Origin of the sequence: Streptomyces sp. MST-110588 (assembly GCF_022695595.1) — a bacterium.
Classification (GTDB): Bacteria; Actinomycetota; Actinomycetes; order Streptomycetales; family Streptomycetaceae; genus Streptomyces.
This window is the reverse complement of sequence record NZ_CP074380.1, coordinates 5511925-5528472: the sequence shown is the minus strand read 5'-3', so window position 1 is coordinate 5528472 and position 16548 is coordinate 5511925. Positions and strand designations below refer to the sequence as shown.

16 protein-coding genes are annotated in these 16548 nt (G+C 70.5%); 5 read left to right on the top strand and 11 right to left on the bottom strand.

Annotated elements, in window-relative coordinates; genetic code table 11:
* Nucleotides 1-72 precede the first annotated feature (72 nt).
* The 3 genes from KGS77_RS24115 (at nt 73) to KGS77_RS35060 (ending at nt 3294) form a co-directional block, all read left to right on the top strand.
* Complete coding sequence (locus KGS77_RS24115; protein WP_242585066.1) at nt 73-1455, top strand: family 2B encapsulin nanocompartment shell protein; 1383 nt, start codon at nt 73-75, stop codon at nt 1453-1455.
* 256 nt (nt 1456-1711) lie between these two features.
* Nucleotides 1712-2956 carry an aminotransferase class V-fold PLP-dependent enzyme gene (locus tag KGS77_RS35065; protein WP_347404527.1) on the top strand — a complete coding sequence of 415 codons (1245 nt, stop codon included), beginning with the start codon at nt 1712-1714 and terminating at the stop codon, nt 2954-2956.
* On the top strand, nt 2923-3294 hold the full coding sequence (locus KGS77_RS35060; RefSeq protein ID WP_347404526.1) for an aminotransferase class V-fold PLP-dependent enzyme: 372 nt from the start codon (nt 2923-2925) through the stop codon (nt 3292-3294). Before KGS77_RS35065 ends, KGS77_RS35060 begins: the two co-directional genes overlap by 34 nt.
* A 120-nt stretch (nt 3295-3414) precedes the next feature.
* Here the strand turns inward: KGS77_RS35060 and KGS77_RS24100 are convergent, their stop codons facing one another.
* Nucleotides 3415-3762 carry a MerR family transcriptional regulator gene (locus KGS77_RS24100; protein ID WP_242585065.1) on the bottom strand — a complete coding sequence of 116 codons (348 nt, stop codon included), beginning with the start codon at nt 3760-3762 and terminating at the stop codon, nt 3415-3417.
* 478 nt (nt 3763-4240) lie between these two features.
* On the opposite strand from KGS77_RS24100, the gene KGS77_RS24095 reads away from it, so the two are divergent.
* A complete protein-coding gene (locus tag KGS77_RS24095; RefSeq protein ID WP_242585064.1) occupies nt 4241-4645 on the top strand; it encodes a DUF2267 domain-containing protein in 405 nt (134 codons plus the stop codon).
* 222 nt (nt 4646-4867) lie between these two features.
* Here KGS77_RS24095 and KGS77_RS24090 read toward each other — a convergent pair whose 3' ends face one another.
* The 10 genes from KGS77_RS24090 to KGS77_RS24045 all read right to left on the bottom strand — a co-directional run bounded on the left by KGS77_RS24090 (nt 4868) and on the right by KGS77_RS24045 (nt 15119).
* Entirely contained in the window at nt 4868-5245 is a 378-nt protein-coding gene (locus KGS77_RS24090) for a hypothetical protein (protein ID WP_242585063.1), read from the bottom strand.
* A 77-nt stretch (nt 5246-5322) separates the two neighbouring features.
* Nucleotides 5323-6498 carry a rod shape-determining protein RodA gene (gene rodA / locus KGS77_RS24085; RefSeq protein WP_242587654.1) on the bottom strand — a complete coding sequence of 392 codons (1176 nt, stop codon included), beginning with the start codon at nt 6496-6498 and terminating at the stop codon, nt 5323-5325.
* Nucleotides 6499-6527: 29 nt separating this feature from the next.
* Entirely contained in the window at nt 6528-8675 is a 2148-nt protein-coding gene (gene mrdA / locus KGS77_RS24080) for a penicillin-binding protein 2 (RefSeq protein WP_242585062.1), read from the bottom strand.
* Nucleotides 8676-8718: 43 nt separating this feature from the next.
* Nucleotides 8719-9432: a rod shape-determining protein MreD gene (gene mreD, locus KGS77_RS24075; RefSeq protein WP_242585061.1), complete on the bottom strand. Its 714-nt coding sequence runs from the start codon at nt 9430-9432 to the stop codon at nt 8719-8721.
* 3 nt (nt 9433-9435) lie between these two features.
* Nucleotides 9436-10368, bottom strand: a complete 933-nt coding sequence (gene mreC, locus KGS77_RS24070; protein WP_242585060.1) for a rod shape-determining protein MreC — start codon at nt 10366-10368, stop codon at nt 9436-9438.
* A 285-nt stretch (nt 10369-10653) separates the two neighbouring features.
* Nucleotides 10654-11673 carry a rod shape-determining protein gene (locus KGS77_RS24065; protein ID WP_003985182.1) on the bottom strand — a complete coding sequence of 340 codons (1020 nt, stop codon included), beginning with the start codon at nt 11671-11673 and terminating at the stop codon, nt 10654-10656.
* A gap of 294 nt (nt 11674-11967) precedes the next feature.
* A complete protein-coding gene (gene ndk, locus KGS77_RS24060; RefSeq protein ID WP_242585059.1) occupies nt 11968-12381 on the bottom strand; it encodes a nucleoside-diphosphate kinase in 414 nt (137 codons plus the stop codon).
* A gap of 250 nt (nt 12382-12631) precedes the next feature.
* Nucleotides 12632-13006, bottom strand: coding sequence for a DUF4233 domain-containing protein (locus KGS77_RS24055; protein ID WP_242585058.1), 375 nt, complete (start codon nt 13004-13006; stop codon nt 12632-12634).
* Nucleotides 13007-13009: 3 nt separating this feature from the next.
* Nucleotides 13010-14536 (bottom strand): folylpolyglutamate synthase/dihydrofolate synthase family protein, encoded by a 1527-nt coding sequence (locus KGS77_RS24050; RefSeq protein WP_242585057.1) that lies wholly within the window; start codon nt 14534-14536, stop codon nt 13010-13012.
* 379 nt (nt 14537-14915) lie between these two features.
* Nucleotides 14916-15119: a hypothetical protein gene (locus tag KGS77_RS24045; RefSeq protein ID WP_242585056.1), complete on the bottom strand. Its 204-nt coding sequence runs from the start codon at nt 15117-15119 to the stop codon at nt 14916-14918.
* Nucleotides 15120-15291: 172 nt separating this feature from the next.
* Between KGS77_RS24045 and KGS77_RS24040 the strand changes: the two genes are divergently transcribed.
* A complete protein-coding gene (locus tag KGS77_RS24040; protein WP_242587653.1) occupies nt 15292-16542 on the top strand; it encodes a hypothetical protein in 1251 nt (416 codons plus the stop codon).
* The last annotated feature ends 6 nt before the right edge of the window (nt 16543-16548 follow it).

Sequence of the window (16548 nt, the reverse complement as noted above, 5' to 3'; positions counted from 1 at the left end):
CGGACGATCGGGCCGTCATCCACCCGTGTGCCCCGGACGGCCGGAGCCCACGCCTCTTGATGAGGAGTCACGATGAGTGATCGCCTGTCGCTGAGTCCCGATGCCGCACGGCAGCTCGCCACCGCCACCAAGACCAGCCCGCAGATGCGCGGCATCACCCCGCGCTACCTGCTGCGCGCGCTGCCCTGGGTGGACGTCGAGGCCGGCGTCTACCGGGTCAACCGCCGCCGTACGTTCATCCTGGGCGACGACCGGATCAGCACGTACACCGAGGAGGGCAGCCACCGCATCGTCCCCGAGGACCTGCGCGAGGTTCCTTACCTGCGCCAGGCCGACGAGGAAGCGCTGCGCGAACTGGCGCAGGCCGCCACCGAGGTCACCTTCGAGAGCGGACAGTTGCTCGCCTCGGAGGGCGACCCCGCGGACCGGCTGTGGATCCTGGTGCGCGGGCGCGTGGAGAAGCGTGTCACCGGCCGGTACGGCGAGGACGCGCTGCTGGAGATCGTCGGCGACGGACAGTTCTTCGACCTGGACGCCTGGTCGAAGAACGAGCCGCTGCCTTACTGCCTGCGTGCCCTGACTCCCGGCGTGGCGCTGTGCATCGAGCGCGGCGCACTGCAGCGCATAACGGAGCGCGACGAGGGCGTGCGCGGCGCGCTGGAGGCCCACTGCTCCGGGCAGACGCCCCCCGCCGGGGCCGAGGTTCCCATCGACCTGGCCGCCGGCCACGTCGGCGAACCCGCCCTCCCCGGTACGTACGTGGAGTACGAGGACACCCCGCGCGAGTACCACATGAGCCTGGCCCAGACCGTGCTGCGGGTGCACACCCGGGTCGCCGATCTCTACAACCAGCCCATCGACCAGACCCGCGCGCAGAGCAACCTGACCGTACAGGCGCTGCGCGAGCGCCAAGAGGCGATGATGCTCAACCACCCGGAGTTTGGGCTGTTCAACAACGTTGCACCAGGGCAACGGGTGCAAACCCGCACCGGTGCACCGACGCCCGATGACCTGGACGAGCTGCTGGCCAAGGTCTGGAAGCAGCCCGCGTACTTCCTCGCGCACCCCAGGGCGATCGCCGCGTTCGGCCGCGAATGTACCCGCCGGGGTGTGCCCCCGGTGACGGACAGCCGGTTCGGCAGCCCGCTGCTGACCTGGCGCGGAGTGCCGCTGCTGCCTTCGGACAAGGTGGGCATCACCGGCCCGAACGGAGCGGGTACGACCGAGATCCTGCTGATGCGGGTCGGCGAGGCCGAGCAGGGCGTGGTCGGCCTGCGCCCGGCGTCGGTGCCCGACGAGGCCGAACCGGGCCTGTCCATACGGAACATGGGCGTCGACCAGAAGGCGATCACCTCGTACCTGGTGACGGCGTACTTCAACACCGCGGTCCTGGTCGAGGACGCCATCGCCGTACTGCAGAACGTCGAGGTGTCCAACTACCATGACTACTCCTGACGTTACGGGCAGGGGCACGGGTACGGGTCCGGGGACGAGTACGGGCCTGGGGACGGGTACGGGCCCGGAGGGACGCACGGCGGATGCTCCGGCGGTCCCGGGCCTACCAGGGATGCCGGGGATGCCGGGGATACCAGGGATGCCGGGGATGCCGTCGGTTCCGGGCGCGGCGAGCGTGCCGGCGGTGCCAGGAGTACCGGGAGTACCGGGAGTACCGGGCGTGCCGGGTTCACCAAGCGCACCGGGCGTCCCGGGCATGTCCGACGTCTCGGGGATGATGTCGGTCCCGGGCCTGCCGACGACCCCCTCGGTTCCGGGCGTTCCCGCCGTCCCGGGAGTTCCCTCGGTGCCGGGCATGACCGCGGTGCCGGGCATGACCGCGGTGCCGGGCATGACCGCGGTGCCGGGCATGACCGCGGTGCCGGGCATGACCGCGGTGCCGGGTGTGCCGGCGGCTGCCGCCGTACCCACCGCGCCCGCCGTACCCGCCACCCCGACCGGCATGCCGACCGGGACGGTCTCCGGGGTTCCCACCGGCATGCCCGCCGACGCGGCTTCGGGCATGCCCGCCGGCCTGCCGACCGCCTCCGGCATGCCGGCCACCGCCGGCACCCGGGCGTCCGGGGCCTTCTCCCCCGACGCGGCCCGCCAGGACTTCCCGATCCTGCACCGGACCGTGAACGGCCGCCCGCTGGTCTGGCTGGACAACGCGGCCACCACCCAAAAGCCCCGTCAGGTGATCGAGGCGCTCGCCGCGTTCTACGGCGCGATGAACTCCAACATCCACCGCGGTGCCCACACCATGGCCCGGGAGGCCACCGAGGCGTACGAGGCGGGCCGGGCGGCGACCGCCGACTTCCTGGGCGCGGCCTCGCCCGACAACATCGTCTTCGTACGCGGTACGACCGAGGCCATCAACCTCGTGGCGCAGACGTGGGGCAAGGCCAACATCGGGCCGGGTGACGAGATCCTGGTCCCCGTACTCGAACACCACTCCGACATCGTGCCGTGGCAGATGCTCGCCGCCGAACGGCACGCGCGGGTGGTCCCGCTGCCGCTGCTGCCGGACGGTCAGATCGACCAGGCGGCCTACGCCGACCGGCTGTCCAGCCGCACCCAGCTCGTCGCCATCAGCCACGCCTCCAACGTCCTGGGCACCGTGCCGCCCGTCGAGGAGATGACGGCGCTGGCCCATCGTTACGGGGCCAAGGTGCTGATCGACGGCGCCCAGGCGGTCGCCCACTTCCCGGTGGACGTACAGGCCCTGGACGCCGACTTCTACGCCTTCTCCGGCCACAAGCTCTATGGCCCCACGGGGATCGGCGCGCTGTACGGGAAGCCGGAGGTGCTGGCATCCATGCCGCCGTGGCAGGGCGGCGGCAACATGATCGACTCGGTCTCCTTCGAGCGCACCGACTACGCCCCGAACCGCACCTCTTCGAGGCCGGTACGGGACACATCGCGGGCGTGGTCGGCCTTCTGTCCGCCCTCAACTGGCTGACGTCCTTCGACCGTCAGGCCATCGCCACGTACGAGACACAGTTGATGCAGTACGCGATGGAGGCCCTGGCCACCGTCCCGGGCCTGCGGGTCCTGGGCACCGCGCCGGACCGTATCGCCGTACTGACCTTCACCCTGGCCGGGCACGACCCGGCCACCGTCGCCGACTGGCTGGACCGGGACGGCATCGCCGTCCGCGCCGGCCACCACTGTGCCCAGCCGGCCCTGGCCCACTACGGGCTGGAGAGTGCGGCCCGGGCGTCCCTGGCCCTCTACAACACCTCCGAGGAGGTGGACCAGCTCACCGCTTCTCTGCGCGCTCTGCAGCAGACAGCCTGACGCCTCGCGTCCCTGTCGCTTCATCGCTTTGTCGGCCCCCGGCGTGCGGACGCGTCCGGGGGCCGACGCGTGGGTGCTTCGGTGCGTCCCAGGGGCCGGCGCCCGGGCGCCGCGGGCGCCTCACGCGTCGGCCGGCCGGTCCGTTCCGGCGCCCGGGCGCCGCAGTTCCTCGTTGAGCCGCCGGGCGTCGGCGAGCTGGTCCTCCAGGACGACGATGCGGCAGGCGGCGTCGATGGGCGTGCCCTGGTCGACGAGTTCGCGGGCGCGGGCCGCGATGCGCAGTTGGTGGCGGGAGTAGCGGCGGTGGCCGCCCTCGGAGCGCAGCGGGGCGATGAGCCGGGCCTCGCCCACGGCCCGCAGGAAGGCCGGGGTGGCGCCGATCATCTCCGCGGCGCGGCCCATGGTGTAGGCGGGGTAGTCGTCGTCATCGAGCTTGTCGGTGGAGCGCGGCTGGGGCTCTGAAGTCATCGCACCTCTTCTTCGTCGGTCGGACGTGCCAAGGGCCCCGGCACCGTACGGCACCAGGGCCCCGAGAAATTCAACACCATCTGCCGACGCCGTACACCGGCCTTGTGCTGTCACTTGGCTACAGGAACGAGCCTAGGGGCCACGCATGCGATTGTCTACGTCCGTCGCGATAGATTTTTCGCCGCCGCGGGCCCTCTCGACGCCCCCGCGGCACCCTCGCGATGCCCCCGTACCTTCGCTGATGCCCACAAGCCCCGCCAGGCCCCGGCAAGAGTGCGGACCCTCCAACGCGCCTTGCCTGGCACAACGGCGAACGGTGACGGCAGGGCCGAGGAGGGCAGCACACCTACTGTGCCGCATGGCGAAAAACTGTACTCGTCACAGTAGACAACTGTAGTCCACTCGATTAAGGTTCCGGGCGCAGTCATGATCCGGAAGGAGAGATCCGTGCCACTCCGCCCCGCATCGGGAGGCTGTCATGAGGTATGACGAACTGGTCAAGGCGGTGAAAAAGGAGGGTCGCTACCCGACCGAGCGGATGACCGAGCGGGTCGTCCACGACGTACTGGCGGCACTGGGCCGGCAACTGGTCGGTGACGAACGCGTCGAACTCGCCCGCCTGCTCCCCGACGAGGCCGCCGTCGCGTTCGTCTCACAGATTCCCTCGCCGCAGCCGCTGACCGCCGGTGAATTCACCCGCGCCCTCGCCGAGGCGTCCGGCGTCGACGGCGCCACCGAGGCCACGGCCCGCTGGGACGCCGGTTCCGTCCTGACCGTGCTCACCCGCCACATCGACCCCGGCCTGCTGCGCCGCATCCTGCACCAGCTTCCCGAGGGGTACGCGCTGCTGTTCGGCCAGGCGCGCCTGGCCCCTGCGGCCTGACCCGGGCCCATAAGACCTGCCCGGGGCCGGGGCCGGGGCCCGTACCCGAAGCGACGGCCGCACGCCAAGGCCGTATGCAAAAAGCCGCACGCAAAGGCCGTACGCAAAGGCCGAAGGTGATGGCCGAACGCGAAAAACCGCCCGGCCGGGACATCCCGGCCGGGCGGCTGTCTTCCGTGGTCGCGACCGGGACAGCACCGACGCCCCCGGCAGTGACCGGCTTCAGTGGTCGGAGTAGCTGAAATCACCCACCGTCCACGCCCCCACATCCTTGATGGCGACGCGGTACATTCCGCCGGTCTCGGGAATGCCGATGCTGCCCTGGAGGATGCGCGCGACATGGAAATGCAGGTGCGTGGGCGGCTCGTCGCCTTCCGGCGCGCCGGTTTTCCCCGCGGGGTGGCTGAAGAGGGCGGAGAACGCCCCCAGCCGCTCCGACCCTTCCAGCACCTCGGCCACACGCTGGTGCCACACGGCCTCGGGAGCCAGCCGTCCGGTGATGACGGCTCCTTGGACCACCACGGTGAGAGACATCTGATTGCTGCGCTCCGACTCCACCCTGGAGGCGATATCGACGAGCAGCTCATCGGGCTTCGACATGAGCGAATACTTTACTGGTTCATGCCGTCCGCGCATCCCAGGAGGGGTACGCGGACCGGCAGGGCCGGGCGCACGGTTCAGGCCGATACCGGGCGTTGGACGCGGATGGACTGCAGAAGTCCTATGGCGATCCAGACGGCGAACATGGACGTGCCGCCGTAGGAGACGAAGGGCAGCGGAAGTCCCGTCACCGGCATGATGCCCAGGGTCATGCCGATGTTCTCGAACGCCTGGAAGGAGAACCAGGCGATGATGCCGACGGCCACGATCGTGCCGTACAGCTCGGTGGTCTCACGGGCGATGCGGCAGGCACGCCACAGGACCACGCCGAGCAGGACGATGATCAGACCGGCGCCGAGGAAGCCCAGCTCCTCGCCGGCGACGGTGAAGATGAAGTCGGTCTGCTGCTCGGGGACGAACTGGCCGGTGGTCTGGCTGCCGTGGAAGAGGCCCGAGCCGGTCAGGCCGCCGCCGCCGATGGCGATCCGGGCCTGGTTGGTGTTGTAGCCGACGCCCGCCGGGTCCAGGCTGGGGTTGGCGAAGGCGGCGAACCGGGCGATCTGGTAGTCGTCCAGCAGGCCCAGTTGCCATACGGCCAGACAGCCGACGACGCCGGTGCCCAGCAGGCCCAGGATCCAGCGGTTGGACGCGCCGGAGGCCAGCAGGACGCCCATGACGATGGCGCCCAGGACCATCACCGAGCCGAGGTCGGGCATCAGGAGGATGACGCCGACGGGGATCGCGGCCAGGCCGAGCGACTGGACGACGGTGCGGTGGTCGGGGTGCGGCCGGTCACCCGCGTCGACCCGGGCGGCCAGGATCATCGCCATGCCGAGCGTGATGGTGATCTTGGCGAATTCGGCGGGCTGGAGGGAGAAGCCGCCGGGGATCGCCAGCCAGGAGCGCGAGCCGTTGATCGTGGCGCCGAGCGGGGTCAGGACGAGCAGGGCGAGCAGCACGGACAGGCCGTAGAGCACCGGGATCGCGCCGCGCAGCGTGCGGTGGCCGAGCCAGATCGTGCCGGCGGCCAGGGCCAGTCCGATGCCGGTGTTCAGCAGGTGGTGGAGGAAGAAGTAGTACGGGTCGCCGTGGTTGAGCTCGGTGCGGTTGCGGGTCGCGGAGAAGACCAGCACCGCGCCGATGAGCGAGAGCGTCAGCGCCGCCAGGAGCAGTATCCAGTCCAGGCGGCGGACGGTGGAGTCGCGCGCGGTGAGCTTGCCCCAGGTGCCCAGTTCCGGGGAGTAGCGGCGGATGGCGTACGTACGGGAGGTGGGGGTGCCGCTCACCGGACGGGCCTTTCCGCTTGCGCCGAGGACGACGGCGAGGGCCGTACGTACGGCTTGACCGGCTGGGCCTGGATCTGGCCGTCGCTCTCGATCTTGGGGAGCCTGGTTTCCGGCTGCGGCAGCAGGGCCGCCTTCCGGTCGATGGCGCCCTTGTCGTCCACGCCGTACAGCGCGTCGTAGATCTTGCGTACGGCGGGTCCGGAGGCGCCGGAGCCCGTACCGCCCTGGGCGATGGTCATGATGACGGTGTAGTCCTTGGTGTACGTCGCGAACCACGACGTCGTCTGCTTGCCGTGGACCTCGGCCGTACCGGTCTTGGCGTGCATGGGGATCTTGTCCTGCGGCCAGCCCTGGAAGCGCCAGGCGGCGGTACCGCGGGTGGCCACGCCCGCCAGCGCGCTGTCGATCTGGGCCAGCGTGCGGGAGGTCACCGGCAGCCTGCCGTGTGCCTTGGGCTGGATCCGCTGGATCTTCTTGCCGTCGGCGCTGATGACGGCCTTGCCGACGGTCGGGTTGTACAGGGTGCCGCCGTTGGCGATGGCCGAGTAGATCGTCGCCATCTGTATCGGCGTGACGAGGGTGTCGCCCTGGCCGATGGAGTAGTTCACGGAGTCACCGGCGCGCATCCGGTTGCCTTCGAGGCAGTTCTCGTAGGAGAGCTGCTGGACGTAGTCGCCGCCCTTCTTGCCCTCCTTGCACCAGACGTCCTTGTTGGCCTTCCAGAACGCCTGCTTCCACCGGCGGTCGGGGACCCGGCCGGTGACCTCGTTGGGCAGGTCGATGCCGGTCTCCTTGCCCAGGCCGAACTGGTGCGCGGTCCGGTAGAACCAGTCCTTGGGGTTCTTGGGGTCGTTGCCGCCGTCCTTCTGCCACTGCTGGTAGGCCAGCCCGTAGAAGACGGTGTCGCAGGAGACCTCCAGGGCCCGGCCCAGGCTGATCGGCCCGTAGCTCTTGGACTCGAAGTTCTTGAAGACCTGGCGGCCGATGCTGAAGGAGCTGGAGCAGTCGTAGTTGCCGTTGAAGTCGTAGCCGGCGTTGACGGCCGCCGAGGTGGAGATGACCTTGAAGATCGAGCCGGGGGCGGCCTGGCCCTGGATGGCGCGGTTGAGCAGCGGGTAGTTGGAGTCCTTTCCGGTGAGTTTCTGGTAGTCCTTGCCGGAGATGCCGCCGACCCAGGCGTTGGGGTCGTAGGTGGGGTTGGAGGCCATGGAGATGATGCGTCCGGTCTTGTTCTCCATGACCACCACGGCGCCCGCGTCGGCCTTGTAGTTGCGGCCGGTGTTCTTGTCGAACTCCTTGCGGGCGTCCTTCATGGCCTGGTCCAGCTCCCGTTCCGCTATGGCCTGTACGCGGGCGTCGATGCTGGTGACGACGTTGGCTCCGGGGACGGCCGGGTCGCTCTTGGCCTTGCCGATGACCCGGCCGAGGTTGTCGACCTCGTAGCGGGTGACGCCCGCCTTGCCGCGCAGCGCGCTGTCGTACGTACGCTCAAGGCCGGAGCGGCCGATCTGGTCGGCGCGCAGCAGGGGCGAGCGGGTGTTCTTGGCCTTTTCGATCTCGGCGTCGGTGACGGGCGAGAGGTAGCCCAGGACCTGTGCGGTGTTGGCCTTGCCGGGGGCGGGGTAGCGGCGTACGGCGGTGGGCTCGGCGCTGATGCCGGGGAAGTCCTCGGAGCGCTCGCGGATCTGGAGGGCCTGCTGGGTGGTGGCCTCGTCCGTGATCGGGATGGGCTGGTAGGGCGAGCCGTTCCAGCAGGGCTGGGGGGTCTTGGCGTCGCACAGCCGGACCTTGTTGCGGATCTCCTGCTGCGACATGCCAAGGACCTGGGAGAGCCGGCCGAGCACGGCCTTGCCGCCGTCCTTCATCTTCAGCAGTTCGGTGCGGCTGGCGGAGACGACCAGGCGGGTCTGGTTGTCGGCCAGCGGGACGCCGCGGGCGTCCAGGATGGAGCCGCGGGTGGCGGGCTGGACGACCTGCTGGACGTGGTTGCTGCGGGCCTCGGCGGCGTACTCCTGGCCGTTGCGGATCTGGAGGTACCACAGCCGGCCGCCGAGGGTGAGCAGCAGGGAGAAGACCAGGATCTGAATGGCGATCAGGCGGATCCTGACGCGGGAGGTCCGTCCGGTCTCGGGGATGTTGCTCACCGCCGCCCCTCGTGGTCGCCGTCGCCGTTGGGTGGTTGCCGCCTCACAGTCGCTTGACCCCCTTGATGCGGCCGGCCTTGTTACGGGCCGACTTGCCGAGCAGTCCGCCGCGCTGGCCGCCGATCCGGGCCACCTTGGACGTACGGATCGTACGGCTGGCCTTCAGTCCCTTGCCGGGGCTGATCCAGCCGTAGGCGCCGTCGCGGCCCTTGGACGGACCACCCTTTTGGGCGGCTCCGTCCGCGGCCAGCGGATCGTTCTCCGACCGGCGGGCCAGTGCCATGACCACCGGCACGGCGAAGGGAGCCAGCAGCAGATCGTAGAGCGTGGCGCTGAACAGCAGCCCGGCCAGGCCCACATGGCGGGCGGCGGTGTCGCCGACGAGGGAGCCGACGACCGCGTACAGCAGGGTGGAGCCGATGGCGGAGCCGATGACGACCATCAGCGGTACGGCCACCGAGCGGTGGTGTCCGTTCTCGGGCCGGGTCAGGCCGGCGAGGTAGCCGATGACGCACAGGACCAGGGCGTAGCGGCCGATGGCGTGGTCGGAGGGCGGCGCGAGGTCGGCGAGCAGGCCGGCGCCGAAGCCGACGAGGGCGCCGCCGACGTGCCCGTAGGCGAGCGCGAGGCCCAGGACGACCAGGAGCAGCAGGTCCGGTACGGCGCCGGGCAGTTGCAGCCGCGCCAGGACGCTGACCTGGACGACCAGGGCCACCAGGACCAGCGCGGTGGAGAGCAGGATCCGGTTGATGCGCATCGGTCAGCTCCTGGGGGTGGCGCTCGCGGAGGGCGTGGCCGTGACGGTGACCGTCGGCGTCGGCCTGGGCTTGGCGGGCCTGGGCGGCAGGACGGCGTCGCGGGGGTTCTCGCGGGGCGGCTGGACGACGACGCCGACGACGTCGAGCTGGGTGAAGCCGACGTACGGGCGGACCTGGAGGGTGCGGGTCAGGTCGCCGTTGGACGGCTCGACCTTGACGACCTCGCCGACCGGGACACCGGGGACGAAGGGCTTGTCGGCGCTGGAGCCGAAGGTGACCAGGCGGTCGCCTTTCTTGACGTCGGCCTTGCCGTTGAGGAGCTGGACGCGCAGCGAGCGGTCGCCCTGGCCGTTGGCGAAGCCGATCTCGTTGGTCTTCTCCATGCGGGTGCCGACGGTGAAGTCGGGGTCGGTGGCCAGCAGGACGGTGGAGGTGCCGGGGCCGACGGTGGTGACCCGGCCGACCAGCCCGTCGCCGTTCAGGACGGTCATGTCGCGGGTGATGCCGTCGCGGGCGCCGGCGTCGATGGTGACGGTCCAGGAGAAGCCCTGGGCGGCGCCGATGGCGATGACCTGGGCGCCCTTGATGCCGTACTGGCCGGCGCCGGCGCTCTTGAGCATCTTGTCCAGTTCGGCGGCGCGGTTGCGGTTGCGGTCGGAGGACCCGAGCTTCGCCTTGAGCAGGGCGTTCTCCCGCTCCAGTTCGCTGATGCGGGTGTGGCGTTCACCCGAGTCGCGTACGGCGCCCACGGCGTTGCCGATCGGGTCGACGACGCCGGCGAGACCGTTTTCGACCGGCCCGAAGGCGGAGGCCGCGATCTGCCGGGCGCCATGGAGCGGGGACTGCTCGCCGCCGCGGATGTCCACCGTGATCAGCGCGAACGCGATCGCGACCAGCAGCACCAGCAGCAGCCGGCTCTCTCGTGTGTCCCTCACGTGCGGCGGCCGTGTCCTTCCTCGTAGGACCGGCCGGCCGCGGGCCCGCGCCGGTCTCGCTGGGGAGAGTGAGCGTTGTGCCTTTTTCGTTGTGCCTTTGTGTGCGCCGCTCGTACGGGCCGGTGACGGATCTCGTACGGGCGGCGCTTGTGTGCCGTGCCCGGCGGTGAGCCGTGCCGTGCTCGGCGGTGAGCTGTGCGCAGCGTGTTCGTTTCGGCGTTGTGCCTGTATATCAGCGATCTGCCGTGCGGCGGTGGAATCACCCGTACGGCAGACCGGGTTTCCTCAGCGGCGCGGCTGGGAGTCCAGTACCTGCTGGAGTGCTTCGAACTCCTCGACGCACTTGCCGGAACCCAGTGCGACGGAGTCCAGCGGGTCCTCGGCGATGTGGATGGGCATGCCGGTCTCGCGGCGCAGGCGCTCGTCCAGGCCGCGCAGCAGGGCGCCGCCGCCGGTGAGCACGATGCCGCGGTCCATGACGTCGCCGGAGAGCTCCGGCGGGCACTTGTCCAGGGTCGTCTTGACCGCGTCCACGATGGAGTTGACGGGTTCCTCGATGGCCTTGCGGACCTCGGCCGCCGAGATGACGACGGTCTTGGGCAGACCGGAGACCAGGTCCCGGCCGCGGATCTCGGTGTGCTCGTCCTGTTCGAGGTCGTACGCCGAACCGATGGTGATCTTGATGCTCTCGGCCGTGCGCTCGCCCAGCAGGAGGCTGTACTCCTTCTTGATGTGCTGGATGATCGCATTGTCCAGTTCGTCGCCCGCGACACGGATGGACTGCGCCGTCACGATGCCGCCGAGCGAGATGACGGCGACCTCGGTCGTACCGCCGCCGATGTCCACGACCATGTTGCCGGTGGCCTCGTGGACCGGCAGGCCGGAGCCGATCGCGGCGGCCATCGGCTCCTCGATGATGTGCACCTGACGGGCACCGGCCTGGGTGGACGCCTCGATGACGGCACGGCGCTCGACTCCCGTGATGCCGGAGGGAACGCACACCACGACACGCGGACGGGCCAGGTACCGCCGCTTGTGGATCTTGAGGATGAAGTAGCGGAGCATCCGCTCGGTGATCTCGAAGTCGGCGATCACCCCGTCCTTCAGGGGGCGGACCGCGACGATGTTGCCGGGGGTCCGGCCGATCATCTTCTTGGCCTCGGCGCCCACCGCGAGGATGCCGCCGGTGTTGGTGTTGATGGCCACGACCGACGGCTCGTTGAGGACGATCCCACGACCCCTGACGTACACCAGCGTGTTGGCGGTCCCGAGGTCGACAGCCATGTCACGGCCGATGAACGACATGTTGTTCCCCATGAGGATACGTCTGGCCTTCCCAACTGGAGCGAATGCTTACTTGAGGTCGGCAGGTGTGATGCGCTGTAAGGCGCGGGAGCTTCCATCGTAGTCGCGCGGTGGCGCCCACTCGAACACGGTGCGAGGTTCCTCCGCCATTGTCGGCGGAAGACCTACCCGCCCCCCTCAATGGGACGTCGTGTCGCGTGGATGCGTTCCCCTGATTGCGCCGCATATGCCGAAGGGCGACCGAGGATTTGTCGGTCGCCCCTGGTCACGAGGGGGTTCGGGGCCGATGGGCCGTCAGGAGAAATGGGGGAAGAAAATTTTGATCTCCCGCTCGGCGGACTCCTCGGAGTCCGATGCGTGGATGAGGTTCTCCCGGGTGATGGTCCCGAAGTCGCCACGGATGGAGCCGCTGGGCGCCTTGATCGGGTCGGTCGGGCCGGCCAGCGCCCGTACGCCTTCGATCACCCGCTCGCCCTCGACGACCAGGGAGACGACCGGGCCGGAGGACATGAAGGCCACCAGCGGCTCGTAGAAGTCGCGGCCGACGTGCTCGGCGTAGTGCTGTTCCAGGATGGCGCGGTCCAGGGAGCGCAGTTCCAGCGCGCTGATCGTCCAGCCCGCCTTCTTCTCGATGCGGCCGAGAATCTCGCCGATCAGGCCGCGGCGTACGGCGTCGGGCTTGAGCAGGACGAGCGTGCGCTGGCTCACGGAGGGGCTCCTTGTGTGCTTGGGACGGTCAGCGGTGCACCAAAGCTACATGGGCGTCGTGACCGGGCCGTACGCGGTGTCGCGCGGGGCACCCGGCGGACGGGGGCGCGGGGGCGCGCGGCGGGATCGCGGGGGCTCGCGGAGTGGACCGTGGCGCTCGGCGGACGGGAGCGCGCGGGCCGGCCCGCGGCTGCGGGCACCGGCGGGGCGTCGACGGCGGGCCCGGCACCGAGCGCCGGGCCCGGCGGGATCACGCCGGTTCGGCCCCGGCGCCGGGCGACTGCGGCTGCGCCTCGGCCTGTGCCGCCCAGCGGGCCTTCGCCTGGTCGACCTTGCGCCCGAAGTGCACCGAGCACCACCACAGACCGGCGAAGACCGCGCCCAGGAAGAACATCGTCGGGATGACGAAACCACTGGCGTTCAGCGCGATCTGCAGGGCCCAGCCGAGCTGGACGCCGCCGGGGCGGGTGAGCATGCCGCACAGCAGCACCGACAGCAGCATGGCGATACCGCTCACCGTCCAGACCGTGGCGGTGGGCACGTCCGAGGTCTGCATGGCGACCAGACCGGCGAAGCCGATCACGAAGAACTCACCGATCAGCGTGCTGGCACACAGGGTGCGCATGGCTCAGCCCCTCCCCAACAGCAGCCGGGCCTCGCCGACCGTGATCACGGAGCCGGTGACCAGGACACCCGCTCCCGCGTACTCGCCCTCTTCCTCGGCCAGGGTGATCGCCGCCTCCAGGGCGTCGTCCAGGCGCGGCTCGACCTGCACCCGCTCGGAGCCGAAGACCTCCACGGCGACCGCCGCGAGCTCGTCGGCGTCCATGGCGCGGTGGCTGGAGTTACAGGTCACCACGACCTCCGCGAAAATCGGCTCGAACGCTTCGAGCAGACCGCGGACGTCCTTGTCGCCGCTGGCGCCGACGACTCCGATGAGACGGCTGAAACCGAACGCCTCGGTGACCGCCTCGGCCGCCGCCCGCGCCCCCGCCGGGTTGTGGGCCGCGTCCAGGACGACGGTGGGGCTGCGCCGTACGACCTCCAGGCGGCCGGGTGAGGCCACGGAGGCGAAGGCGGCGCGCACGGTGTCGATGTCCAGGGTGCGGGCGTGCTGCGAGCCGATGCCGAAGAACGCCTCGACGGCGGCCAGCGCCACCGCGGCGTTGTGCGCCTGGTGGGCGCCGTACAGCGGGAGGAAGATCTCCGGGTACTCGCCGCCCAGGCCGCGCAGGGTCAGCATCTGCCCGCCGACGGCGACCTCGCGGGTCAGCACCCCGAACTCCATGCCCTCGCGGGCGACCGTGGCGTCCACCTCGACGGCGCGCCTGAGCATGACGGAGGCGGCGTCCACCGGCTGCTGGGCCAGCACGACCGTCGCGTCCTTCTTGATGATCCCGGACTTCTCGCCGGCGATCTCCTCGGGCGTGCTGCCCAGCCGGTCGGTGTGGTCCAGGGAGATCGGGGTGACCACGGCGACGCCCGCGTCGATCACGTTCGTGGCGTCCCAGGTGCCGCCCATGCCGACCTCGACGACCGCGATGTCCACCGGCGCGTCCGCGAAGGCCGCGTACGCCATGGCCGTGAGCACCTCGAAGAAGGAGAGGCGGTACTCCTCCTGGGCGTCGACCATCTCCACGTACGGAGCGATGTCCCGGTAGGTCTCGATGAAGCGCTCGGCGCTCACCGGCGCGCCGTCCAGGCTGATCCGCTCGGTGACGGACTGGACGTGCGGGCTGGTGTAGCGGCCCGTACGCAGGTCGAAGGCGGTCAGCAGAGCCTCGATCATGCGGGCCGTGCTGGTCTTGCCGTTGGTACCGGTGATGTGGATGGAAGGGTAGGCGCGCTGCGGCGAGCCGAGGACGTCCATCAGCTTCTCGATGCGGCGCACCGACGGGTCGAGCTTGGTCTCGCCCCAGCGCCCGGCCAGCTCGGCCTCCACCTCGCGCAGCGCGCGGTCGACCTCGGGGTCGGCGGGGCGGGCGGGCACGCCGTCGCCCTGCGGCGGGCCGGCGTGCGCGCGCAGCGTCCGGCTGCCGGCCTCGATCACCGCGAGGTCGGGGTCCCTGCTGGTCTCGGCCTGGACCATCTCCTTGAAGGTGTCGGCCGGGTCGGAGATCGGGTCGGGCTCGTCGTTCTGGGGGCGCTCGCTCACGCGGACCAGTCTACGAGGGACCGCTGACAGCGGCCTCGCTGCGTCACCCCGGCCCGGGCCCGGTGGCCGGAAGGCGCACCGGGCGGTGACCCGCTCAGTGACCCGTCCGGTGACCCGGCCGGCCACCGGCCTTCTCATGGGCGCAGCGCCGCCTTCATCATGGCGCGAGCGACCGGCGCGGCCCGCAACGTTGCCGGAGATCTCGTTGCGCGCTGCGTCGTTGTCCTCCACGGTTCCCATCGCCGACCGGAGCTGCTCGGCGGTGCGCCCGGACATGGCCCTGCCGTACGCCGTGGAGTCCACGCGCTCGATGGTGTTGCCGCCGCCGTCTGTCACTTTGTCGACCATGCGGGGAGTCAGTCGACCATGCGGGGAGTCATCAGCTCACCGTCGTCGGCGATGACCGAGGCGCCATCGCCATCTGGAGCGGCGTCGCCCGATCGTCGAACTGGCCGACGCCCGACAGGGCGGTCTGCGCCTTGTCCACACGGGAGGGGTAGACACCCTTGGCGGCGCGGACCGGGACGTCCACCTCGCCGTCGACATCAGAACGCGGCGCGGCACAGCGATACGAGCACGGCACTCCACCGCACCACCGGAAGTGATTTCCCTCTCGAACCACTGCCCTCACACAACTTTCCCCCGGTCTTACCCCTCTTCCATGGCGGGCTCCGCGATCGGGCTCCCGGCGTATCAGGCGCAACCGACCATGCGAAAAGCGGGAGCGAAGCAGCGTGCCGGCAATCAGTCAGCGGATGCACTTGGTGCTGCTCACCGCGTGGACCGTCCTGTGGTTCGCCGTGGTGGAACCCAACGGCGGGTTCTCCTGGCACTATCTGCGCGCCGGCGGGGAGCTGATCTACCAGGGCTCCTCCGGGGACGGCACCGGCGGGCTCAACCTCTACGCCCACCACCCCGAGCTCCAGATGGGGCCGATCAGCTTCCTGGTGGCGGGCCTGTTCAACCCTTTCCCCGAGCACACCGGACAGTTCCTGTCCGCGGCCCTGATGTCGGTGCTCGGCCTGGTCGTCCTGGTGCTCGCCGGCCGCAGCGCCGCCGAGCACTACCTGGGCACCGGCCTCAACCACCAGCGGCTGCGGCAGCGCGTCCTGATAGCCGGGCTGGCCTTCATCCCCATGTGGATCGAGGTCTCGGTCCGCTTCGGGCATCTGGACGACGTCCTCGCGCTGTTCTTCACGGCCCTGGCGGTACGGTCCCTCACCCGCGGCAACGCGGCGCTGACCGGCGTCTTCCTGGCCCTGGCGATGGACTCCAAACCGACCGCGCTGGCCTTCACGCCGCTGCTGCTCGCGCTCCCGAGGGAGAAGTGGCTGCGCGCCGCCCTGTGGTGCGCGGGCCTGGTCGCGCTCGCCTGGCTGCCGTTCTTCGTCGGCGCCCCGGACTCCTTCGCCGCGGCGAAGTTCACCATCCCCAACCACCCGGCCTCCGCGCTGCGCTGGCTGGGCGTCGGCGACCCCGAGACACCGGGCTGGGACCGGCCCGCGCAGGCCGCGCTGGGGCTGGCGCTGGGCTGTGCGGCCGTGTGGCGCGGGCGCTGGGCGGCGGTGGTGCTGCTGGGCGCCAACGCCCGGATCGTCCTGGACCCCAGCGTCTACACGTACTACACCGCGTCCGTGCTGCTGGGCACGCTGCTGTGGGACGTGATCGGGCAGCGCCGGCTCGTGCCCTGGTGGAGCTGGCTGGCGCTGCTCATCCTGTACGGCAGTGTCTTCGCCGTCCCCGACGACTCGGCCCGCGGGCTGATCCGCCTGGGTTTCGTGGCCGTCTCGACCGCGTACGTCCTGCTGTGGCCCGTACGGGAACGCGGGCGCGGCCCCGGACGCGGGCCGGGCCGGGGACAAGGGGCGGAACGGAACCGGGAAGACCGGCAAGACTGGAAAGACCGGGGAGACCGGGAAGAAGGGCACAGGCCCCCGCCCGTACGGACGAGGGGCCTGCGTGGGGCGTTCCCCCACAAGATCCGCGGATCCCGCAGATGCCGCTGAACCCCT